We start from the raw sequence: 20607 nt of genomic DNA on the forward strand, positions 1-20607 counted from the left end.
GGGTTGTCGATCACCGGTCCACCGAACTCACGAAGTCCTGCTCGTGCCGCTCGGCCAGTCTTCGGTACGCGTAGCCGACGCCGTAGCACAGCGGGAACGGCACCAGGCCCAGCAGCAGCCACGGCAGCCGCACGCCCACGAACTCCACCTCGGCCAGCCACGGCACCGCGTAGAACACCAGCGGCAACGACGCCAGCAGCAGCAACGTGCTGCCGCCCAGGGCCAGCCCGGTGCGCAGCTGGGTGCGGATCAGGTCGCGGATCAGCTTCTCGCCGACGCTGGTCTGCTCCTCCAGCTCGATGATCGTGCGCAGCACCCGCCCGCGGCCGCGCGGGTCCGCCAGCACCACCCGCCTGCGGCGGTTCTTGCGCGCCGACACCGACAGCCAGGCGTCGCGCTCGGCCGGCTGCGGCTGGTCCGGTTGCCCGGGTGGGCCGGAGTGCTTGGTCATCCCCAACTGCTCTTGGGGGGGCGCACGATCCTCTCCTTCAGCTCACGCGTGTGCCGCCGGCTGACCGGCAGCTCCTTCGCGCCCTCGCCGGAACCGATCACCACCGCGTACCCGTTCGACGTCATCCGCAGCTCGGTCACCAGCGGCAGTGCCACCAGGTAGGACCGGTGGATGCGGACGAACCCGGCGTTCTCCCAGCGCTCCTCCAGCTGCGCCAGCGGGATGCGGACCAGGTGGCTCGCACCGTCGTTGGTGTGCAGGCGGGCGTAGTCGCCCTGCGCCTCGACGTAGCGGACGGTGGCCCGGGGCACGAGCTTGATGGTGCCGCCCAGCTCGACCGGGATCACCTCGTCGTCCTGCGGTTCCGCCGCGGCGGGCTCCGGGGTGGCCGCCGGTGTCGCGGCGACCCGGTCGACGACCCGCGAGATCGCCTTGTTGACCCGGTCGGAGTTGATCGGCTTGGTCACGAAGTCCAGCGCGCCCACCTCGAACGCCACCACGGCCTCCGAGTGCTCGACACCCGTGACGAACACCAGCGCGGGCGGCTGGCGGAACGCGCCGAGCACGCGCGCGAGGTCCGTCCCGCTCAACCCCGGCATGTTGATGTCGGCGAACACGGCGTCGACCGGCGGCAGCCCAGCCCGGGTGCGGTCCATCACCTCGACGTCGTAGTCACCCCGGAGGATGCGCAGTGCCTCGGCCGCGTCGAAGGCCGTGAGCACGCGTCGAATGTGCGGGCTGCTCTCGAGCAGGTACTTGATCTCGCTCAGACCGGGCGCCTCGTCGTCCACCGCCAGGACGAGGAGACCGGTGCTGTCCGTGCGATTGTTCACTGCGCTACTCATCACTGGGGTGCTCACTGTGCCGCGCATCTTGCCGACCCGGCGGGGTCGCTGTCTACGCCGGTCGCCGGACGGCCACCGGGGCGTTACCTCACAACCCGAATCGCGACCAGCGCGCCCGCTCTTCCAGCGCCGCCAACCCCTCTGCCAGGAAGTCCCCCGATCGGGTGGTCGCGCCGGCGAGTCCGAGGCGGGCCAGCAGCGGCCGGCGCGGCTCGGCGATCGCGATCTCCGCGTCCGGGTAGCGCTTGGCGACGACGCTGCGCAGCGTGCCGAGGCCGTCGACCAGTCCCAGCTCGACCGCCTTCGCGCCGGTCCACACCTCGCCGTTGAACAGCTCGTCGTCGGTCGCCGTCAGCTTCGCGCCGCGGCGCTCCCGGACCCACGCCACGAACTGCTCGTGCAGCTGCGCCTGGAGGCCCTTGAGCCACTCGACGTCCTCGGGCTTCTCCGGGCTGAACGGGTCGAGCCGCACCTTGTTCTCCCCGGCGGTGTGCACGCGCCGCTCGACGCCGTAGCGCTCGATCAGCCCGTTCAGGCCGAAGCCCGCGCTGACCACGCCGATCGAGCCGACCAGGGACGTGCCGTGCGCGTAGACCTCGTCGCCCGCGCACGCGAGCCAGTAGCCGCCGGAGGCCGCCAGGTCCTCGCAGAACGCCAGGACCGGCACCTTCTTCTTCGCGGCCAGCTCGCGGATGCGCTCGGCGACCAGCGCGGACTGCGTCGGCGCGCCACCGGGCGAGTTGATCAGCAAGGCGACGGCGACCAGCCGGTCGTGCTCGAACGCGCGGGTCAGCGCGCTCTCCACGGTCTGCATGCTGATGGTGTTGCGGGCCATCGGGGTCGGCGTCGGCGTGATGACGCCGTGCAGTCGGACGGCGGCCACCACGGGTCCGCGCTCGGTCCGCTCGGCGACGATCCTGGGCAGCCGGGCCGCGATCTTGTCCGTCACGCTCATGGCTCCGACCTTACGTGTCACCGCGACCCGAGTGACACGGCTAACATCGACCGGTGACGTTCAACCCGTTCCGGTGGCTCGAACGCTACGTCGAGTGGTGGGACGACCGGGGCCGCAAGAATGCGGACGGTCCCACCGCCATGCACGTCTACTGGATGTGGATCACGTGGAGCGTGTGCGCGGTCATGACGGTGACGGTCCTCGCGATCGCCGCCGCGTGAGCCGGCCGGGCCGCTGATCAGGCGTTCACGGCGGGCTGCTCGGTGGTGTCCTCCAGCCGCGGCGGCACCAGCGGCAGGTTGGTCTGCACGCCCGGCCGGTACTTCGGGATCTTCAGGATGATCTTCATGCCGGCGTCCGGCGCGGTCTCCACGACCAGCGCGTAGTCGTCGCCGAACACCGCCCGCATCCGGTGGTTGATGTTGCCCAGGCCGACGTGCGCGCCGGTCTGGTGGGCGTCCTTCAGGTCGTCGAAGAGGCGGTCCGGGTCCATGCCGACGCCGTCGTCCTCGACCGAGATCAGCGCTTCCGCGCCGTTGTCCTCGGCGATGATCGTGAGCAGGCCGCCGCCGGGCTTCTTCGCCAGGCCGTGCCGCACGGCGTTCTCCACCAGCGGTTGCAGCACCAGGAACGGCAGCACGACCTGGAGCACCTCGGGCGCGATCTTCAACCGCACGTTGAGCCGCGACCCGTACCGCGCCTGCTCGATGGTCAGGTAGCGGTGGATGTTGGTCAGCTCGTCGGCCAGCGTGGTGAAGAAGCCGTCGGTGCGGAACGAGTACCGGGTGAACTCGGCGAACTCCTGGAGCAGCTCCCGCGCGTGCCCGGGGTCGGTGCGGATCAGCGACGAGATCGTGTTCAGCGCGTTGTAGACGAAGTGCGGCGAGATCTGCGCCCGCAGCGCCCGGACCTCGGCCTGCGCCAGAGCCTGCCGCGACTTCTGGAGCACCTCCAGCTCCAGCTGCGTGGAGACGAACCGCGCGGTCTCCTCCGCCATCCGGATCTGCCGCTTGTTCGCCACGCCGCTGACCACGATCAACGTGCCGGCGACGTCGCCCTCCACCACCAGCGGGACGATCACGGCGCTGTGCAGCGAGCACGGGCCGGGCAGCTCGCACTCCAGCTTGCGGTGCTCGACGTGCTCCTTGTGGCCCTCGCCGATCGCGCGCTCGATGAACGCGCGCAGGAACTCGTAGTGGTCGTTGGCCCCGCCGTCCCAGGACAGCAGCGTGCCCTCGTGGTCGGTGATGCCGACCGCGACGCACCGCAGCATCTCCCGCAGGTGCGGGGTCGCCTTGTTCGCCGCGTCCTCGGTCAAGCCCTCGCGCAGGTCGGCCGACGCCTTGGACATGCGGTGCAGCATGTCCATCACGGCGTCCTCGACCGACGTGCTCACGCGGCGGGCACGGCACAGCATCACGAAGAGGCCGAGGACGGCCAGGGTCGCGATGAGTCCGAGCACAGCGCGCTCGGTCAGGAGGTCCCGCACGGCGTCCATGCTGTGCTGTGGGGGCGGTATAGGCAAGGGGCTCGGCGGGGCGAGACGTGCACATCCGATGAATTGGCGGCAACCGTGGCAGAACGCTTACCCGAACGGGTGATCACCATGCCCTATGATCACTGAGCGTGGGCGCGACCCGATCACTCGGGTCGCACCCCTTGATCGGAACGGCCCACTCCCGGATCAACGGGCCTTGGTCGTGGTGGTCGTCGTGGTCGTGGTGGGCTTTTCCTTCTTCTCGCACTTGAGGTTCTTCACCAGGTCCTCCAGCGCCGGGTGGTCGAGGAGGTCCAGCTTCTTGAGCACCTCGCAGATCACCTCCGACACCTGGTCCTGCTGCAACTGCGGCGGCGCGGGCTCCGGGGAGGCGACCGAGACGGCGATGGTCGAACCGGCGAACGTGGCCAGGCCCATGGTGGTACCGATCAGCGCGGCGGCGATGCGCTGGTTCATAGCTCCTCCAGGTGGTCGAGCGGACTCCTGGAGTAGTTCCCGGTCGCGGTGACGCTCAGCCGACGAACGGCGCAAGCCACTCGTCCGTGTGACCTACTTGAGCAGCCTCGACATGCGCCGGTCGGCCAGCGGCTTGCCACCCGTCTGGCACGTCGGGCAGTACTGGAAAGCCTTGTCCGCGAACGAGACCTCGCGCACCACGTCACCGCACACCGGGCACGGCAGACCGGTCCGCGCGTGCACCCGCAGCCCCGACCGCTTCTCACCCTTCAGTGTCGCCGCGGACTGGCCGACGGACCGCGCCACGGCGTCGTCCAGCACCGAGATCAACGCCTCGTGCAGCCGGTCCAGCGCCTCCGCCGACAACTTGCCTACCGTCGCGTACGGCGACAGCCGCGCGGTGTGCATGATCTCGTCGGAGTACGCGTTGCCGACGCCCGCCAGCACCGCCTGATCGGTCAACGCCGTCTTCAACCGCTCGGTGCGACCCGAGAACAGGTCTTCGAGCTGGGTGCGCGTCACCGACAGCGCGTCCGGCCCCAGCCGCGCGATGCCCGGCACGTCCGCGGGGTCGTTCACGACCCACGCGGCCAAGCCCTTCTTCGTGCCCGCCTCGGTCAGGTCGAACCCCGGACCCTCGCCCGGCGGACCCAGGTGCACGCGCAGCGCCAGCGGACCCCGGCCCGGCTTCGGCGGGGCCGCCGACAGGTGCTCCGACCAGCGCAGCCACCCGGCCCGCGCCAGGTGCACCACCAGGTGCAGGCCGCCGCAGTCGAGGTCCAGGTGCTTGCCGAACCGGCCCGCGCCGGTCACCTCGCGTCCCTGGAGCTCGGTCCACGGCGGCGTGAACGTCTTCAACACCTGCAACGACGCGACGTCCACCCGGTGCACGCGCCGTCCAACGGCGTGCTCGCGCAGGTGGTGGGCGAGCGCCTCGACCTCGGGCAGTTCCGGCACCCCGACAGTGTCACCCGCGAACGGCCGTCAGTCGACCGGTTGCAGCGGACCGTCCAGGTCGGGCAGCGAGTACATCTCGATCTTGCGGGCCACGTTGGCGACCTCGTTGCGCACGGTCAGGAAGCCGCGCACCGAGCCGACCCACCGCTCCGGCGGCAGCTCCTCGGTCTTCTTCGACTCCGCCGCCACCAGCCACGGCCGCCGCACCGCCCAGCGCACCGGGAAGAACAGGAACACCAGGACCAGCGCCACGATCAGCCACGCCGGCACGACGACCTCCGGCGGCGTCCACGCCACCAGGATGACGCCCATCCCGATGACGATGGCGAGCATCAGCACGCCAGGACCGTGGCCGCCGCTCACGTCGTGCTCGAAGTCGGCGTCGATCGACGGGTTGCGCCACTCGATCTGGCTGCGCACCGTCCACATCCGGCCGTCAGCCCCGCGCACCAGCCGCGTCATCACCGTCTCCTCAAGACGTCGAGCGATCACTCAGCGTTCTCCACGCTACCGGCAAAGTCTTGCACCTCGTGGGTGAAACCCGCCCTCACCGGGCTTCGGGGCGGCCCGGCGTCGGGTGCAGCGTCACGGTCGTCGGCGTGAGCACCGGCCCGCTCGACGTGGGCGTGCCCGCCGACTTGGGTGCCTCGGTGCTGGTGACGGCGGTGGTCGGGGTCGTCGTGGTGGCCAGCAGCGCCGTGCGGGTGTCCGACGTCGGGTCCGGCGACGACGTCGGGGTCAGGTCCAGCGAGCGCGCTTCGGCGGGCGCGGTCGAGCCGGTCGGCTCCACCCGCGGCGGGGTGGCCGCGGACGCCGTCGTCGTCGGCGCCGGGCGCTGCGCCTGGACCGCCTTCGTGCGCACGACCCGCAGCGCGTCGGCCGGCGGCTGCGGCGACGTCTCGCTGGTCGCCGTGCCGGTCACGGTCGGCGAGGTCGAGCACAGCGCCAGCACGTTCTCGCCGGGCGCGCCGTCCGGGCCCGACTGGACCAGCGCCGGTCCCGGCGCGCCGGTGAACGTCCCGGCCAGCACCCCGAACAGGCCGACGGCCGCGGCCGAGGCGGTCGCCGCCAGCGCGAGCTTCACCCGGCCGGTCAGCCACGCCGCCTTGCCGAGCACCACCGGGCCGAACACCGCCGGGCTCAGCAGCGCGGTCGCCGCCACCGGCACCGCGATGCTCGCCGCGTGCGCCCGCAGCGTCGAGCACACCTCGACCAGCTCGGCGTGCAGCGCGTTGCAGGAGGAGCAGGTCTGGAGGTGCTTGCGGATGCGCTTCTGCTCCGCGCCCTGCGCGCCGCCCGCCGTGTAGGAGCCGAGCTTCGCGACCACCGAGCTGCACGCCCGCGGCCCGGTGTCCGCGGCCAGGTGCGCCTGCAGGTACGCCGCGCGCAGCCCCTCGCGGGCCCGGCGGGCCAGCGCCGCCATCGCGTTCGGGCTCAGGCCGAAGCTGGGCGCGACCGCGGCGGGCCGCTCGCCCTCCACCTCGACCTGCCACAGCACCGTGCGCCACCGCTCGGGCAGGCTCGTGAACGCGCGGGAGATCAGCGCGTGCTCCGGCCGGTTCGCGGTGACGTCCGGGAACGGCTCGACCCGCAGGCTCAGCTCCTCGTCCTCCACCGGCACGTCCCGCCGCCGCCCGCTCCACTCCCACGCCACCCGGCGCGCGACGGTCAGCAGGTAGGTGCGGACGTGGTCGGTCGGGCCGTTGCCCCGGCGGATCGCCTGGAGGACCCGGAAGAACGCCTCCGCGGTCAGGTCGTCGGCCTCGGCGTGTTCACGCACGTGCCGGAGGGCGAACCGACGGACGGCGTCGGCGTGACGGGTGAACAGCTCGCCGAACGCGGCGTCGTCACCCGCCCTGACCCTGGCGAGCAGTTCCCGGTCGAAATCGGCATCTCCGGCCATCCCGCCCGGCACCTCCCGCCCTGCCCGTCGTCCAGTGGTCAAGATGCCACAGCCGGCTGGTTCCGGCCCGAAGCGATAGCGAGCCGATACCGAACACCCGACGGTCGGCGTCGGCCGTCCGGCCTAATCAGAGCACCCGCGCGCGGCGGTGGCAGCGCTCGCGGTCGGTGACGGACCGGTCACGGGTGGGCGTCGGGTGGTCGCCGATCGCGCTGCGGGACCGCCGGTGACGAGTACGCTCCTGCCGCGTGGTCGATTGGCGCACAAGGGCTTCCGCCCTCCTCCCCGAGTTGAGCGCCGTTGTCGAGCGCGAGTCGTGGTCCTGCCACGTGTTCCTGTCCGAGCTGTGGCAGCTGGCCCTGGAGGCGCACCGCGACGGCGACCGCGAGGTGCTGGGCCGCGTGTACGGCTTCGCGCACTGGTGCTTCCGCCAGCCCGAGCGGTTCCTGTCCGACGCCTCGGTGGTCAGCTTCTACGAGCACGTGTTCGACGAGTGGGAGCTGCGCGACGAGGTGGCGCCGTGGCTGCCGGCGGAGGTCGTGGACCGGGTCCGGCCGCTGTGGGAGTGGCGCTGGCCGAAGGAGCGGTTGACCGAGGTAGACCGGCTGCTGGCGCAGTCGGGACCCCCCGGTCGAAACGCGGTTTGAGGGTGGTCTATAGTTGTCACCAACAGGCGGATGTAGCGCAGTTGGTAGCGCATCACCTTGCCAAGGTGAGGGTCGCGAGTTCGAGTCTCGTCATCCGCTCTTCGAAAGGCCCCCGGTACCGCACCGGGGGCCTTTCGCACGTCCGGTGACGGCACGCGCCGGCGATCACCATTAGGTTTGGCGTCGAAGGTTTCCTCGTCGAAGACGGAGTTGCGCACATGGCCACCACCCGCAAGGCGACCACGCACTGGGAAGGCAACCTGCTCGAGGGCAAGGGCAACGTCGCCCTCGAGTCGTCCGGCGTCGGCGCGTTCGACGTCAGCTGGCCGTCCCGCGCCGAGGCCGCGAACGGCAAGACCAGCCCGGAGGAGCTGATCGCGGCGGCCCACTCGTCCTGCTACTCGATGGCCCTCTCGCACGGCCTCGCGCAGGCGGGCACCCCGCCGCAGCAGGTCGACACCTCGGCCGAGGTGACGTTCCAGCCCGGCACCGGCATCACCGGCATCCACCTGACCGTCACCGCGGTCGTGCCCGGCCTGGACGCCGAGGGCTTCGCGGCAGCCGCCGAGAACGCCAAGCAGAACTGCCCGGTCAGCAAGGCGCTCGCGGGCACCGAGATCACGCTGACGGCCACCCTCCAGCAGTGACCCCGGTCGCCGGCTGACGTCGCTGGTACCGGCCCGATACCCGAAGTGTCAGGCCGGTACCAGTTGTCCCGAAAGATTTGACCCTTACGAGTGAGGCCGGTAGTCGTTGGGGATGCTCACGGCGTTGGGTGGTTCCGGCCGGCTCGCCTTCGGCGCCCTGATCGGTGCGGCGGTGGCCGCCCTCTTGGCGGCGCACGGGAGCATCACCCGGGCGCCGCGGGGCCTGGAGCCGACCGACAGCGGTGAGATCGTCGTCGTCAAGCGCAGCGAGCAGCCGAGCCGCTCGATCACCGCGACCGCCACCACGGCGTCCAGGACCAGTTCGTCGGGCACGACCACCACCACGACGACGTCGAGCAGCAGCACGACCACGACGACGTCCACCACGTCCGGCGTCACCACCACCACGACGACTGTGACGACCACCACGACCGCGCGGCCGACCACGACCACCACACGGCGTCCCACCACCACAACCACCACGACGACGACCCGCAGACCGTGCGGGATCATCTTCTGCTGAGCTCGCCCGGCACCGGATCACCGAACGTGTTTTGGCAAGATCGAGGCGTGACGTCCAGCCAGGTGCCCACCCAGCCCCAGCGAACCAACGACACGCCCACGGTCCGCGTGCAGCCCGTCGCCGCCGCGCCGGAACCGGCTTGGCCCACCAACGAGCCGATGACCGCCACCAACCTCGCCCCCATCCCCGCCTCCCCCGCCGCCGCGGCCACCACGAAGTTCGAGCCGGTCACCGGCGCGTTCAACGGCAGGCTGAACGGCTCGACCAACGGCACCCCCGCGCCCGCCGCCAACGGGTCCCTCTTCGCCCCCGCCGCCAACGGCTCCGACGCCGCGCCGGCCGCCAACGGGTCCCTCTTCGCCCCCGCGGCGAACGGGTCCGCCTTCACCCCCGCAGCCGACGGGTCCGTCTTCGCACCGGCCACCAACGGCTCGGTCTTCGCTCCGGCAGCCGACGCGTCCGCCTTCGCGTCGACCACCAACGGCTCGGTCTTCGCCCCCGCCCCCGCAGCGCCGGGCACGAACGGGTCCGCGTTCCCGCCCGCACCCGCCGCACCGGACGCCGCCGTGCCGGCCGTCGCTCCCGGTGCGCCCGCGCCCGCCGCCGACGCGCCACCCGCGACCGAGCCCGCGACCGCTGCTCAGCCCGCCGCTCCGGCTCCCGCCCCCGCCCCCGCCGCGAAGCCGACGCCCCCGCCCGCGCCGCGCAGCCGGTTGCGCCGGATCGCGCGCCGCATCGTCGGCCCCACCCTGCTCACCAAGAAGGGCTGAGCGGGCCGAACCCTCCCCCTTCGCCCTGCCGAAGCCCCGTCCGGTGCCGCTACGCGCTCTGCGCCCGCGCGTACGGGCCACCGGACCGGAGCAGTTCGTCGTGCGAGCCGACCTCCGCGATCCGCCCGTCGTCCAGCACGACGATCCGGTCGGCGTTGCGGATCGTGGACAGCCGGTGCGCCACCACGAACACCGTGCGGCCGTGCACCAGGCGGGCCAGCGCCTGCTGAACCAACGCCTCGGACCGGTTGTCCAGCGCGGACGTCGCCTCGTCCAGCACCAGCACGCGCGGGTCGCGGATCAGCGCCCGCGCGATCGCCAGCCGCTGCTTCTGCCCACCGGACAGCCGCGCGCCGCGCTCGCCGACCACGGTGTCCAGCCCGGTCGGCAGCCGGTCGATGAACTCCAGCGCGTTGGCGTCGGCCAGCGCCCGCCGCACCACGTCCTCGGGCACGTCGTCCAGCCCGTAGGTGACGTTGTCCCGGATCGTGCCCTCGAACAGGATCGACTCCTGCGGCACCACCGACAGGAACCGCCGGTAGCTGCGCAGGTCGAGCGCCTCCATGTCGACGCCGTCGAGCAGGATGCGCCCCCCGGTCGGCCGCAGGAACCCGATCACCAGGTTCACCACCGTCGACTTGCCCGCGCCGGACGCGCCGACCAGCGCGATCGTCTCCCCCGGCCGCACGTCGAGGTCGAAGTCGACGACCGAGGGCCGCTCCGACCCGGGGTAGGCGAACCCGACGCCCTCGAACCGCACGCCGCCGTGCACGACGTCGACCCGCGCCTTGCCCGAGTTGTGCTCCAGGTCCGGCGCCTCCAGCACCTCGCCCAGCGACCGCACCGACTCCAACCCCTTGCTGATCAACGGCGTCAGGCTCATCAGCGTCGTCACCGCGCCGGTCAGGGAGGCGAAGTAGGCGCTGAGCATGACCACGTCACCGGGCGTGACGGAGAGCCAGCCGTGGTAGGCGGCCAGGGCCGAGCCCGCGAGGCAGCCGACACCCAGGGCGTTGAGCAGGATCCAGGCGAGCGCGCCGAAGCGGACGTTGAGGCCGTCGAGCCTCATGCCGGCGGCGAAGACCTGGCGCAGCGTGCCGTCCATGCGGTTGAGGGCGGTGCGCTCCAGGCCGTGCGCGCGGGTGATCGGGATGAGCGTGGTCATCTCGCCGACGCGGGACGAGAGCTGCTCGACCTCCTGGCGGAACGACTCGTTGTACGCGCGCAGCCTGCCGCGCAGCCACATCACCAGCACCGCCGCCGCGGGCACGACGAGCACGAACACCGGCAGGAACGCGGGCGCGCTCAGCGCGATCACGACCAGCGCGCCGCTCAACGTCGCCAGCGCCGAGAGGCCCTGGTCGCCGACCTGCTGCGTGGACGTCTCGATGCTCTCGACGTCGCGGATGACCTTGGTCTGCAACACACCCGCGCTGACCCGCGCGTGGTAGCCGATGGACAGCTCCTGCATGCGCCGGCTGAGCGCCGACCGCGTCCTCATGCCCATCCGCCGCGCGCTGCCGTACCACCAGCGCGTGTAGAGGACCGCGAACGGGTAGTTCAGCACCAGCATGACCAGCAGCAACCCCGCGCCGAGCCAGATGCCGGAGACCGGCTCGCGCCGCACCACGACGTCGATCACGTGCGCCGTGATGACCGGCGTCAACCAGGTGGGGCTGTGCTTGACGAAGAACGCGCCCGCCCCGAGTGCGAGCTTCCCGCGGTCCTCGTGGAAGAGGTAGAGCAGGGTGCGGACGGGGTGTTCGCCGCGGTAGCGGTGGTCGAGCGGACCGTGGGTCATGCTGCGTGCTCCTGCGGACGGCGGGGTGACGGGACACCCACACCGCGCCGTGTGGGGAGCGCTCTCACATCGTAGGTTTCGTCACGTCGCCGCCGGACCGGGGCGCGACGTGCGGGATCACACGGACCCCGAGCGGTAACGATCCGGTTGTCTTCGCGGTGCGGGGTACTTTTGTGCGTTCTCATAACTCGGCACGGTGTGTTGGCGTAGATGGCGATGGTGAACCGGTGGCAGTAGCAGTCTTGGCCGAACAACGGGTGGAGCGGCCCCCGCGACGCGGCGGGCGGGTCGCGGCGCTGTCGCTCCACCTGCTGGCCGCCGTGCCGTTCGCGCTGGCCGTGGCCGAGGCGTTCCGGTCACCCCGCCTGAACTACGGCGACTTCTGGCTGCTGCTGGGCCGCGTCACCACGCCGACCGGCGGCCTCAAGCCGGTCGAGCTGCTGGTCCTGCACAACGACCACCCCGCCGTGCTGGCCGGTCTCGCGTTCTGGCTCGACGCGAAGCTGTTCGCCGGGCAGAACTGGCCGTTGAACCTCTTCAGCGTCGCGCTCGCGACTGTGGTGTTCGTCTCCTTGGTGCTGATGCTGCCGCGCCGCCTGACGGGCGTCCGCCGCGCCGCGGTGACGGCCGCGCTGTCCGCGCTGGTGTTCTCCTCGGCGGCGACCGAGTACTTCGGCATCGGCATGAGCGGCACGCACTGGCTGCTGGGCCTGGCTCCCGCGGTGGCCGCGATCGCGCTGGCCGCCCGCGGTCGCACGCTGCCCGCGGTCGTGCTCGCCGCGGTCGCGTGCCTGGGTCACGGCGCAGGGTTCCCGGTGTGGGCGGCGCTGGCGGTGACCGCGTGGCTGCGGGGCGACCGCCGGTGGCGGGTGCTGCTGCCCCTGCCGCTGGGCGCGGTCGTGCTGGTGGTGTGGCTGCTGGCCGGTCGCGGGACGCCGGGCTACCCGGGTCCTTTCATCACGGGTCCGGACACCTACCTGAGCGCCGCGCTGACCACGCTCGGCCAGGTGTGGGCCGCGGCCTCGGCGGACTTCGCGCTGGCGGGCGGCGCGGTGGCGGTGGGCCTGCTGGCGTTCCTGCTGGCCGGTGCCGTCCGGCAGCGCCTCGCCGACACCGACACCGACACCACGACCGGCATCGACCTCGAAGCCGGGGCCGGAGCCGTCGACCGCGTCGACGCCCGGGAGGACGCGGGCTGGCACGGCCTGGCCGTGCACATGGTGCTGGCCGCCGTGATGATCGGGCTCAGCCGCGGCCGGTACGGCGCCGCGGAAGGGCTCGCGCCCCGGTACGCGGGCATCGCGCTGCTGGCCCTGGCCGCCCTCGTGGTCCTGCTGGTCCTGCGCGCCCGCGCCCAGCCGACCGCCCGGGTGGTGGCGGCCGTGCTCACCGTCGGCGTGGCCACCTACGCGATCGGAGCGACGTGGGCGGTCACCACGCGCAACAAGTACCCGGTCCAGCCGGTGCTGGCCGTCGCGATGCACCTCCAGGCGGACGGCGTGATCCTCAAGAACTTCGCCTACCCGCAGTTCACCCCGGTCCTGCGCGCCATGGGCGTCTACCCGTTCACCGACGACTTCACGCTGGGCTGCGGCGGCCCCGAGCTCGGCTCGCGGGTCGACCTGGCGGCGGTGACGGCGCTGCCGCCGCCGGGCCAGGACCAGCCCACGGCGGGCGCGGTCGAGACCGGCGAGGTGAAGGGCGGTGTCGAGGTCGGCGGCTGGGCGATGGTCGCCGGGAACACCCCCGACTGCGTCCTGATCACCGACCAGGGTGGGACCGTGGTGGGCGGCGGCGCGGTCGGCATCCCCCGGCGCGACGTCACCCAGATCGTCACCGGGACCGGGCGCTCCGGTTGGCGGGCCGTGGCGAAACCCGGAACCGAGGACGGCGTGGTCCTCGTCGCATCGGGCGGCCGGCTCTACCGGATCACCACCGTCCTCGGCTGATCGACCGACCGCCCGAGCCCAACCCACCGACCCGGAGGCGCACGCGGGCACCGCGTCCGTGTACGTCACAATGACCTTTGCTTAGCAGCACTGGAGGGGCCCACGATGTCCTGGCAAGACGATCTTCGGCAGTTGGACACCGCTTTGGCCGAAGGACGGATCTCCGCCGACGACTACCGGCGGCGGAGGGACGAACTTCTCGCGAGCGCCACGCAGTCGGCACAACCCCAGCCGCAGCAGCCGGGTCCGTTCGGCCAGCCGTTCCGCTGGGAGGCGCAGCAGCCGGGCGGCGGCCCGCCGCCGGACGCGACGCAGGTCGTCGGCACCGGCCCGGCCGCGCCCGCCGACGCCACCCAGGTGGTCGCGCCCCAGCAGAACCCCCAGCAGAACAAGGACGCCGAGCGCACCCAGTACGTGCGCCCCGTGACCCCGCCGCAGGGCATGGACCAGCCGCAGATGGGCTGGCAGGCGAACCACCCGCAGCAGATGCCGGGGCCGGCCGCCACGCCGCCGTGGGGCGGCGGGAACGACATGTACTCGCCGATCGACCAGCCGTCGTGGATGGTGCAGGGCCCGGAGGTCTTCGACGACTCCTCCTCGTCGTCCAAGGGCAAGAAGGTCGCGCTGATCGTCGGCCTGGTGGTGCTGCTGCTCGCGGGCGTCGGCGCGGGCTTCTACTTCCTCACCGGCGACGACCAGCCGGGCGGTGGCGGTGACACGACGACGGCCGCGGCGACCACGACCACGAAGCCGAAGCCGACCGACCCGAACGAGATCCTGCTGGAGCAGATCCCCGAGCTGAACGCCAAGAAGGACGCCGACAACGGCGTGCTCACCCCCTCGGACCTCACCGCCAAGGAGGTCCTGTCCGCGACCGAGGTGCAGGTGCTCGTCGACGGCCAGGTGGAGAAGGTGGCCTGGCGCGGCGCGACCAAGAACCCGGCGTTCGAGGGCAAGGGCGTCGAGCAGTTCTCGGTGCTGGTGATCCCGACCGCGGACGAGGCGGCGGCCACGACGCTGGCCGAGCAGCTGCTGCTGGCGCAGCGCTCCGAGGGCTTCCTCAACATCAAGGACCCGCTGCCCGGGATGCCGGAGTCGCTGTCGTTCGACAAGCGCGTGACGCCGGAGGTCGCCGACTACCGGGGTGTGTACCTGTCCGGCAACAACGTGGTGGTCGTGGGCATCCGCCAGACCCCGCTGGTCCAGGAGGCGGCGCTCAGCGGCAGCTACCAGGACCAGGTCAAGGCCGTGCTGAAGCAGTTCCCCGCGGTGCAGTGACGACCGTGCCGACCACTCCGCTGCGCGGGCTGCACCCCGAGCGGCACGGCGGTTGCCCGGTGCTCGGCGGACCACCCGCCGTCGACTACCTCGACGGCGGGGAGGAGATGGTCGCGGCGATCGTCGACTCGGCCGGCGACCTCGGCTCGCTCAGCGACGAGCTGCACTACGCGAGCCGCACGTGGGCCGAGCAGTACCACCTCGACCGGGGGCGCGCGAACGTGCTGCGCGCCCTCGACCTGCCCGCCGACGCGGTGGTGCTGGAGATCGGGGCCGGGTGCGGCGCGATCACCCGCCACCTCGGCGAGCGGGTCGCGGCCGTGGACGCGGTCGAGCCCGTGCCGGCGCGCGCCGCCATCGCCGCCCGCCGCACCGCCGACCTGCCGGGCGTGCGCGTGTTCGTCGGCCTGGCCGACGACGTGCCCGACGAACCGGCCTACGACCTGGTGTTCGTGATCGGCGTGCTGGAGTACGTCGGCCGCGGCGACAAGTCCGACGAGCCGTACGCCGAGTTCCTCCGGTCGGTGCGGCGCAGGCTCAAGCCCGGTGGCGCGCTGGTGCTGGCGATCGAGAACCAGCTCGGCGTGAAGTACCTCGCGGGCGCGCCGGAGGACCACAGCGGCAAGCGCTGGGACGGCCCGCAGGGCTACCCGGACGGCGCGCCGGCCCGCACGTTCGCCCGCAGGCCGCTGGAGCGGCTGCTGACCGGCGCGGGTTTCCGGGTGGCGGGCACGTGGGGCTGCTTCCCGGACTACAAGATCACCCGCGCGGTGTTCGCCGACGGGTTGGCCGACCGGTACCCGGGGCTGGCGCTCGACGTGCCGCGGTTCCCGAGCCCGGACTGGGGTCACGACGAGCCGCGCCCGGTGGACGAGGCGGCCCTGTGGGGCGAGCTGGTCGCCGCGGGCCTGGCCGGTGAGGCGTGGAACAGCTTCCTGGTGGTGGCCGTCGCCGGCGACGGACCCCAGCGGCTGTGGCCGGAGGACCGGCTGGCGGTGTACTTCAACACCGAACGCGCGGCGCGCTGGTGCACGCGGGCCGAGGTGGTCGACGCGCAGGTGCGGCGCACGCCGCTGCTGCCGCAGGGCGACGACGTCGTGTCGGTGCGCGGCTACGACGAGCCGGTGCACGAGGGCAGGCCGCTGCTGGCGACGGTGCTGGACGAGCCGTGGCGGGTGGAGGACGCCCTGTGCGGCTGGCGGGACCTGCTGCACGCCGAAGCGGAGGCGCTCGGCCCGGCGATCTGGGACCTGGTGCCGCACAACGTGCTGGTCACCGACGCGGGGCTGCGCGCGATCGACCTGGACTGGCAGGTCGCCGACGCCACCGTGGCGCAGGTCGAGCAGCGCGGCGTGCTGCTGGCCGCGGACCACCTGGCCCGCGCCGGGTGGCGCGGCGCGGGAGAGCACACGACCGTGCGCGACCTCGCGGGCTGGCTCGGCGTGCTGCTCGGGCACGCGCCGGGGTTCATCGACGAAGCCGCCGAGCGCGAGGCGCGCTTCCAGGCGGTGCGGATCAGCGGCGCGTCGGCGGGGGCGGGGCTGCGGCGCGAGCAGGACTACTTGAGGGCGGCATGGAGAACGCGGTTGAACGACCCGGTCGCCGGGTGAAGGGGAACCCGATGAGCTTGCACGGCGTCGAGCCGACCGGGCCGGTCGGTGTCCGGGGGACCGCGCGGGGCCGGGCCGCCGAGGACGCGGGCGCGCCGGCGGGGCCGCGGCGATGACGGCCTACGTGGAACGACCCGCCAGACCGGTGGGGCACTCGTTCGAGCTGCGCGGCTGGGCGACCGGCGTCGGTTCGGCGGGCGAGGTGGGCGTGCACATCGCGGGCCGGGCCGCCGCCGTGCACGCGATCGACTTCCCCGGTGCGCCCAGGGGCGCGATCGGCTGGGCCGCGCGCACCGCGACCGCCGTGCCCAACGGCGTGTGGCCGGTCACCGTGCTGTCGGCGAGCGGCGAGGTGCTCACGTCCGAGGTGGTCGTGGTCGGCTCGGAGGAGGCCGAGGGCCCGCTGTGGCTGGCCGACCTCGACAGCCCGGCCGCCGACGCCACGATCAGCGGCGACCTGGTGCTGGTCAGCGGCTGGGCGATGCTGGACAGCCGCGCGCCGAGCCTGGTCGAGGTGTTCGTCGAGGGCAGCCCGGTGGTGCGGGCCCGCACCCGGCTGCCGCGGCCCGACGTGGCCGAGGCGTTCCCCGACTTCACCGAGGCGGGCGTCAGCGGGTTCGAGGCGCGGGTGCCGGTCGCGGTGCGGCCGGGCGAGGAGCGCCGCGTGTCGGTGCGGGTCCGGCTGTCCACGGAGGGCGTGGGCGAGTGGTCGACGCCGGTCCGCTTCGCCACCGTGTCCAACCCGGCGGGCGACGCGTCGGACGACCTGCTCGGCGACCGGCTGGAGCAGCAGACCGCGGGCCTGCTGGCCCGCCTCACGCCCCGGCTCGACCCCCACCACCTGCTGGTGTTCACGCACAGCCTCGCCATCGGCGGCGGCCAGCTGTGGTTGCAGGAGCTGCTGACCGGCCTGGTGAAGAAGCACGACTGGGCCGCGACCGTGGTGACGCCGATCGACGGCCCGCTGCGCGAGGACTGCGCCGCGCTGGGCGTGCCGGTGCACCTGACCTCGCACTACCGGATCGGCGACATCGCCTCCTACGAGGGCCACGTGGCGGAGCTGGCGCTGCTGGCCGGCGCGTCCGGCGCCGGTGTCGCGATGGTCAACACCCTCGGGGCGTTCAGCGCGGCCGACGCCGCCAAGCGGGCCGGCCTGCCGACCGCGTGGGTGGTGCACGAGAGCTTCGAGCTGGCCGACTTCTCGTTCCTGAACTGGGGCCCGGCCGGGCTCGAACCGCGGGTCAAGCAGCGCTGGGAGCACAGCCTCGGCGCGGTGGACCGGCTGCTGTTCGTGGCCGACGCCACCAAGGAGATGTTCGCCCGCTACTCGCAGCCGCAGCGGTGCCGCACGATCCGCTACGGCACGCCCATGGTGCGCTTCGGCGGGCGGATCAGCGAGCGCAGGCGGGCCGAGGCCCGTGCCGCGCTCGGCGTGCCGGACGACGCGTTGCTGCTGCTCAACGTGGGTGTGGTCGAGCCGCGCAAGGGCCAGGCCGGGTTGATCGCGGCGGTGGAGCGGATCCGCAGGCTCAAGCCGGACGTGCAGCTCGCGGTCGTCGGCCAGCACCCGACCGTGTACGGGTTGGCGCTGGAGGAGCTGGTCGAGCGCAACGCGCTGGGCGACAACGTGCGGCTGGTGCCGATCCAGCGCGACCCGACGCCGTGGTTCCACGCCGCGGACCTGTTCGTCAACAGCTCCGACGTCGAGTCGCTGCCCCGGTCGATCCTGGAGGCCGTGTGCTGCGGAGTTCCGGTGATCGCCAGCGACGTGTTCGGCGCCCGCGAGATGATCGAGGACGGGGTCACCGGCTGGCTGTTCGAGCCCAACGACGTGGACGCGTTGACGGTCGCGCTGCTGCGGGCCGTGGAGACGCCCGGGGCCAAGCGGGCCGAGATGGCCGCGGACGCGTTCCGCGAGCTCAGCGACTGGCTCGACCCGACCGGGTACGCCGACGAGTACTCCGAGGTGCTCCGCACCATCGCCGAACAGGGGGACGTGGCATGACTGACGAGGACCTGACGGACCTCCCCGGTCCGGTGCGCGCGGAGCTGACCAGATTGCGCGCCGAGCGGGTGGTCTTCGTCTCCGAGCGGGAGCGGCTGCTGCGGCAGCTGCGCGAGGCCGACGAGGCGTCGCGGGAGCTGCTGGCCGACCGCGACCGGCTCGCCGAGCAGGTCGCGGTCTTCGGCGAGCAGGCGCTGAGCCGGCCCGAGCAGGAGGCCAGGGACGAGGCGCTGCGGGCCGAGCTGGCCAACGCCCAGCGGGAGCGGGAAGCGCTGCGCGCCGAGCTCGCCCGCACCCGCACCGAGCGCGACCAGCTGCGGTTGCGGCTGCTGGACGCGGAGCTGGCGCTGTCCGGCGCGGAGACGCCGCCCGCGACGGTGGCGATCGCGCCGTCCGGCGGGCAGGACCGGGCCGCCGCCGCCGAGGCCCGCGCCGCGCACCTGGCGCGCGAGCTGGCCGCGACGAAGGCGACGGTGAGCTGGCGGGTCACCGCGCCGCTGCGCGCCGTGCGCCGACGCGGACGGCCGCGGTGACCCCCGACCTGTGCCTGGTGTCCGCCGCCGGCGGGTCGGCGTTCATGGAGGAGCTGTTCGAGGTCGTCGCGGACGCCGTGCGGCGGGCGGGCGGACGGGCGCGCACCGCGGTCGGCCGGTTCCCGGAGCCGGCCGAGGACACCGTGTACGTCGTCGTGCCGCACGAGTACTTCTACGTCACGCCGGTGGCCGACCGGCCGTCGGCCGAGCTGCGGGCCCGGACCATGGCGTTCTGCGTGGAGCACCCGGGCACCTTGACGTTCGAGCGCACCGCGGGCCTGATCGGGTCGCTGGCGGGCGCGGTGGACATCAACGTCGACTCGACCGACGAGCTCAGGCGCCGCGGCGCGGCCGTCGAGCACTTCCAGCTCGGCTACACGCCGCTGTGGGACCGCTGGGGCGGCGACCCGGACAGCGAGCGGCACGTCGACGTGACCTACCTCGGCACGGCCGAGCGACGCCGGTCGGTGCTGCTGAACTCCTACTCCGCCGACCTGGACGACCTGCGGGTGCGGCTGCTGACCCCGCCGCACGAGCCGATGACCGGGCAGCGGGTCGACTTCCTGCCCGGTGAGGAGAAGTTCCGCCACCTCGCCGACTCCCGCATGCTGATCAACCTGCACCGCGAGCGGTCGAAGGCGCTGGAGTGGGTGCGGGTGCTGGAGGCGCTGACGAACGGCTGCGTCGTGCTGACCGAGCCGTCGACGGACGTCGAGCCGCTGGTGCCGGGCGAGCACCTGGTGGTGGCCCGGACCCGCTCGCTCGGCGCGGTCGCCGCGGCCCTGGCGGCGCAGCCGGAGCGGGAGCGGGAGCTGCGCCTGGCCGGGTACGACTTCGTGCGCAACCAGCTGGACCTGCTCGGGTCGGCCCGCACGCTCGTGGAGCTGGCCGCCGGCGTGCTGGCGAAGCCCGCCTCCCCCGCGCCGCTGCCCGACCTGCCCGCGCCGCAGGCCGAGTCGAAGCAGCGGCCGCTCGCGGTGGACACCCCGTCGTGGGACCCCCGGTTCGCGGGCGAGTCGTCGCTGGGCCGCCAGGTGGTCGAGGCCGAGGTCACCGCCGCGGCGCTGGCCGTGGAGCGGACCGCGTTCGCGCAGCGCGCCTCCGGTTCCGCCTGGCACGACGTGTCGCCCGCCCACCCCGGCTCGGACGTGGACGTGCTTGTCGTGCAGCGGCCCGGCGAGCAGGACCCGGACGACCTGCTGCTGGACCTGCTGGGCGGGACGGTCCGGCCGGGACGGCTGCTGGTGTGCGTGGACGGGGCTTCGATGCTCACCCGCAGCCACGCCACCGCGGTGCTCCAGCACGAGATGCCGCTGGGGCGCGGCGCGGCCCGCAACGGTCTGCTCGAACGGTCGGACGCCGACTGGCTGCTGGTGCTGGACGCGGGCATGCGCGCCTCGCGGCACCTGGTGGAGCGGCTGCTGGAGGCGGACGCCGACGTGGCGCACTGCCCGGTGGGCGACCCGGTCGACGGCCTGGTCGGCGCGCTGCCGCCGGAGGAGCCGCGGTTGCGGCTGCTGCCCTACCTCGGCTCGGGCTACCTGGTGCGCCGGTCGGTGGTCGACTCGTTCGGCGGGTGGACGCGCGACCCGCTGCTGGAGGGCTTGGAGGACCACGTGTTCTGGCGGCAGGTCGCGGCCGGTGACGTGCGGTCGGCGCTCGTGCAGCAGGTGCTGCTGCGCCGGCAGCGGCCGGACGTGCCGATCCGACCGCTGGACCTGAACCCGCACCGCACGTGGGAGCGGTCGTTGCGGGTGTGAGCCCCGGCCGGGTGCCCGC

General features: G+C 73.1%; 20 protein-coding genes and 1 tRNA gene. 11 read left to right on the forward strand and 10 right to left on the reverse strand.

The window, feature by feature from the left end; translation table 11 throughout:
* Window positions 1-10: 10 nt before the first annotated feature.
* The 3 genes from ACIQMJ_RS04800 to ACIQMJ_RS04810 form a co-directional block, all read right to left on the reverse strand.
* Window positions 11-451, reverse strand: a complete 441-nt coding sequence (locus ACIQMJ_RS04800) for a hypothetical protein (protein WP_499759639.1) — start codon at window positions 449-451, stop codon at window positions 11-13.
* The gene (locus ACIQMJ_RS04805; RefSeq protein WP_499759640.1) at window positions 448-1323 is read right to left on the reverse strand and encodes a LytR/AlgR family response regulator transcription factor; all 876 of its coding nucleotides are present in this window, start codon (window positions 1321-1323) and stop codon (window positions 448-450) included. Before ACIQMJ_RS04805 ends, ACIQMJ_RS04800 begins: the two co-directional genes overlap by 4 nt.
* 61 nt (window positions 1324-1384) lie before the next feature.
* The gene (locus ACIQMJ_RS04810) at window positions 1385-2251 is read right to left on the reverse strand and encodes a S49 family peptidase (RefSeq protein WP_499759641.1); all 867 of its coding nucleotides are present in this window, start codon (window positions 2249-2251) and stop codon (window positions 1385-1387) included.
* 53 nt (window positions 2252-2304) lie between these two features.
* On the opposite strand from ACIQMJ_RS04810, the gene ACIQMJ_RS04815 reads away from it, so the two are divergent.
* Window positions 2305-2472 carry a hypothetical protein gene (locus ACIQMJ_RS04815; protein ID WP_170232115.1) on the forward strand — a complete coding sequence of 56 codons (168 nt, stop codon included), beginning with the start codon at window positions 2305-2307 and terminating at the stop codon, window positions 2470-2472.
* Between the two features lie 17 nt (window positions 2473-2489).
* Here ACIQMJ_RS04815 and ACIQMJ_RS04820 read toward each other — a convergent pair whose 3' ends face one another.
* The 5 genes from ACIQMJ_RS04820 to ACIQMJ_RS04840 all read right to left on the reverse strand — a co-directional run bounded on the left by ACIQMJ_RS04820 (window position 2490) and on the right by ACIQMJ_RS04840 (window position 7065).
* The gene (locus ACIQMJ_RS04820) at window positions 2490-3749 is read right to left on the reverse strand and encodes a histidine kinase (RefSeq protein WP_499759642.1); all 1260 of its coding nucleotides are present in this window, start codon (window positions 3747-3749) and stop codon (window positions 2490-2492) included.
* Between the two features lie 186 nt (window positions 3750-3935).
* Window positions 3936-4205, reverse strand: coding sequence for a hypothetical protein (locus ACIQMJ_RS04825; RefSeq protein ID WP_499759643.1), 270 nt, complete (start codon window positions 4203-4205; stop codon window positions 3936-3938).
* Window positions 4206-4298: 93 nt separating this feature from the next.
* Window positions 4299-5162 (reverse strand): DNA-formamidopyrimidine glycosylase family protein, encoded by an 864-nt coding sequence (locus ACIQMJ_RS04830; protein ID WP_499759644.1) that lies wholly within the window; start codon window positions 5160-5162, stop codon window positions 4299-4301.
* Between the two features lie 27 nt (window positions 5163-5189).
* Complete coding sequence (locus ACIQMJ_RS04835) at window positions 5190-5624, reverse strand: DUF983 domain-containing protein (protein WP_499759645.1); 435 nt, start codon at window positions 5622-5624, stop codon at window positions 5190-5192.
* An 85-nt stretch (window positions 5625-5709) separates the two neighbouring features.
* Entirely contained in the window at window positions 5710-7065 is a 1356-nt protein-coding gene (locus ACIQMJ_RS04840) for a sigma-70 family RNA polymerase sigma factor (protein WP_499759646.1), read from the reverse strand.
* A 290-nt stretch (window positions 7066-7355) separates the two neighbouring features.
* On the opposite strand from ACIQMJ_RS04840, the gene ACIQMJ_RS04845 reads away from it, so the two are divergent.
* From ACIQMJ_RS04845 to ACIQMJ_RS04855, 3 genes are all read left to right on the forward strand, one after another.
* A complete protein-coding gene (locus tag ACIQMJ_RS04845) occupies window positions 7356-7712 on the forward strand; it encodes a DUF7674 family protein (protein ID WP_499759647.1) in 357 nt (118 codons plus the stop codon).
* 26 nt (window positions 7713-7738) lie between these two features.
* Window positions 7739-7811 (forward strand) — tRNA-Gly (locus tag ACIQMJ_RS04850).
* Window positions 7812-7930: 119 nt separating this feature from the next.
* A complete protein-coding gene (locus ACIQMJ_RS04855) occupies window positions 7931-8359 on the forward strand; it encodes an OsmC family protein (protein WP_141979781.1) in 429 nt (142 codons plus the stop codon).
* A gap of 84 nt (window positions 8360-8443) precedes the next feature.
* Here the strand turns inward: ACIQMJ_RS04855 and ACIQMJ_RS04860 are convergent, their stop codons facing one another.
* Complete coding sequence (locus ACIQMJ_RS04860) at window positions 8444-8872, reverse strand: hypothetical protein (RefSeq protein ID WP_499759648.1); 429 nt, start codon at window positions 8870-8872, stop codon at window positions 8444-8446.
* Window positions 8873-8929: 57 nt separating this feature from the next.
* On the opposite strand from ACIQMJ_RS04860, the gene ACIQMJ_RS04865 reads away from it, so the two are divergent.
* Window positions 8930-9652 carry a hypothetical protein gene (locus ACIQMJ_RS04865; RefSeq protein ID WP_499759649.1) on the forward strand — a complete coding sequence of 241 codons (723 nt, stop codon included), beginning with the start codon at window positions 8930-8932 and terminating at the stop codon, window positions 9650-9652.
* Between the two features lie 49 nt (window positions 9653-9701).
* Here ACIQMJ_RS04865 and ACIQMJ_RS04870 read toward each other — a convergent pair whose 3' ends face one another.
* Complete coding sequence (locus ACIQMJ_RS04870) at window positions 9702-11453, reverse strand: ABC transporter ATP-binding protein (protein WP_499759650.1); 1752 nt, start codon at window positions 11451-11453, stop codon at window positions 9702-9704.
* Window positions 11454-11680: 227 nt separating this feature from the next.
* Here ACIQMJ_RS04870 and ACIQMJ_RS04875 point away from each other — a divergent pair, with 227 nt between their 5' ends.
* From ACIQMJ_RS04875 to ACIQMJ_RS04900, 6 genes are all read left to right on the forward strand, one after another.
* Entirely contained in the window at window positions 11681-13402 is a 1722-nt protein-coding gene (locus tag ACIQMJ_RS04875; RefSeq protein ID WP_499759651.1) for a DUF2079 domain-containing protein, read from the forward strand.
* 105 nt (window positions 13403-13507) lie between these two features.
* Entirely contained in the window at window positions 13508-14680 is a 1173-nt protein-coding gene (locus ACIQMJ_RS04880) for a DUF1707 domain-containing protein (RefSeq protein ID WP_499759652.1), read from the forward strand.
* A gap of 5 nt (window positions 14681-14685) precedes the next feature.
* Complete coding sequence (locus tag ACIQMJ_RS04885; protein WP_499759653.1) at window positions 14686-16290, forward strand: class I SAM-dependent methyltransferase; 1605 nt, start codon at window positions 14686-14688, stop codon at window positions 16288-16290.
* Window positions 16291-16402: 112 nt separating this feature from the next.
* A complete protein-coding gene (locus ACIQMJ_RS04890) occupies window positions 16403-18295 on the forward strand; it encodes a glycosyltransferase family 4 protein (RefSeq protein ID WP_499759654.1) in 1893 nt (630 codons plus the stop codon).
* On the forward strand, window positions 18292-18828 hold the full coding sequence (locus ACIQMJ_RS04895; RefSeq protein WP_499759655.1) for a hypothetical protein: 537 nt from the start codon (window positions 18292-18294) through the stop codon (window positions 18826-18828). Before ACIQMJ_RS04890 ends, ACIQMJ_RS04895 begins: the two co-directional genes overlap by 4 nt.
* Window positions 18825-20588: a glycosyltransferase family protein gene (locus tag ACIQMJ_RS04900; protein WP_499759656.1), complete on the forward strand. Its 1764-nt coding sequence runs from the start codon at window positions 18825-18827 to the stop codon at window positions 20586-20588. The genes ACIQMJ_RS04895 and ACIQMJ_RS04900 overlap by 4 nt, the downstream gene beginning before the upstream one ends.
* Window positions 20589-20607: the final 19 nt, after the last annotated feature.

Origin of the sequence: Actinosynnema sp. NPDC091369 (assembly GCF_044757065.1) — a bacterium.
GTDB lineage: Bacteria > Actinomycetota > Actinomycetes > Mycobacteriales > Pseudonocardiaceae > Actinosynnema.

What these genes read in the sequence shown, in the direction of transcription:
- ACIQMJ_RS04895 (WP_499759655.1), top strand. Translation starts at nt 18,292, where the DNA reads ATGACTGACGAGGACCTGACGGACCTCCCCGGTCCGGTGCGCGCGGAG.
- ACIQMJ_RS04820 (WP_499759642.1), bottom strand. Translation starts at nt 3,749, where the DNA reads ATGGACGCCGTGCGGGACCTCCTGACCGAGCGCGCTGTGCTCGGACTC.
- ACIQMJ_RS04835 (WP_499759645.1), bottom strand. Translation starts at nt 5,624, where the DNA reads ATGACGCGGCTGGTGCGCGGGGCTGACGGCCGGATGTGGACGGTGCGC.
- ACIQMJ_RS04860 (WP_499759648.1), bottom strand. Translation starts at nt 8,872, where the DNA reads ATGATCCCGCACGGTCTGCGGGTCGTCGTCGTGGTGGTTGTGGTGGTG.
- ACIQMJ_RS04880 (WP_499759652.1), top strand. Translation starts at nt 13,508, where the DNA reads ATGTCCTGGCAAGACGATCTTCGGCAGTTGGACACCGCTTTGGCCGAA.
- ACIQMJ_RS04890 (WP_499759654.1), top strand. Translation starts at nt 16,403, where the DNA reads ATGACGGCCTACGTGGAACGACCCGCCAGACCGGTGGGGCACTCGTTC.
- ACIQMJ_RS04825 (WP_499759643.1), bottom strand. Translation starts at nt 4,205, where the DNA reads ATGAACCAGCGCATCGCCGCCGCGCTGATCGGTACCACCATGGGCCTG.
- ACIQMJ_RS04855 (WP_141979781.1), top strand. Translation starts at nt 7,931, where the DNA reads ATGGCCACCACCCGCAAGGCGACCACGCACTGGGAAGGCAACCTGCTC.
- ACIQMJ_RS04805 (WP_499759640.1), bottom strand. Translation starts at nt 1,323, where the DNA reads ATGCGCGGCACAGTGAGCACCCCAGTGATGAGTAGCGCAGTGAACAAT.
- ACIQMJ_RS04800 (WP_499759639.1), bottom strand. Translation starts at nt 451, where the DNA reads ATGACCAAGCACTCCGGCCCACCCGGGCAACCGGACCAGCCGCAGCCG.
- ACIQMJ_RS04870 (WP_499759650.1), bottom strand. Translation starts at nt 11,453, where the DNA reads ATGACCCACGGTCCGCTCGACCACCGCTACCGCGGCGAACACCCCGTC.
- ACIQMJ_RS04810 (WP_499759641.1), bottom strand. Translation starts at nt 2,251, where the DNA reads ATGAGCGTGACGGACAAGATCGCGGCCCGGCTGCCCAGGATCGTCGCC.
- ACIQMJ_RS04840 (WP_499759646.1), bottom strand. Translation starts at nt 7,065, where the DNA reads ATGGCCGGAGATGCCGATTTCGACCGGGAACTGCTCGCCAGGGTCAGG.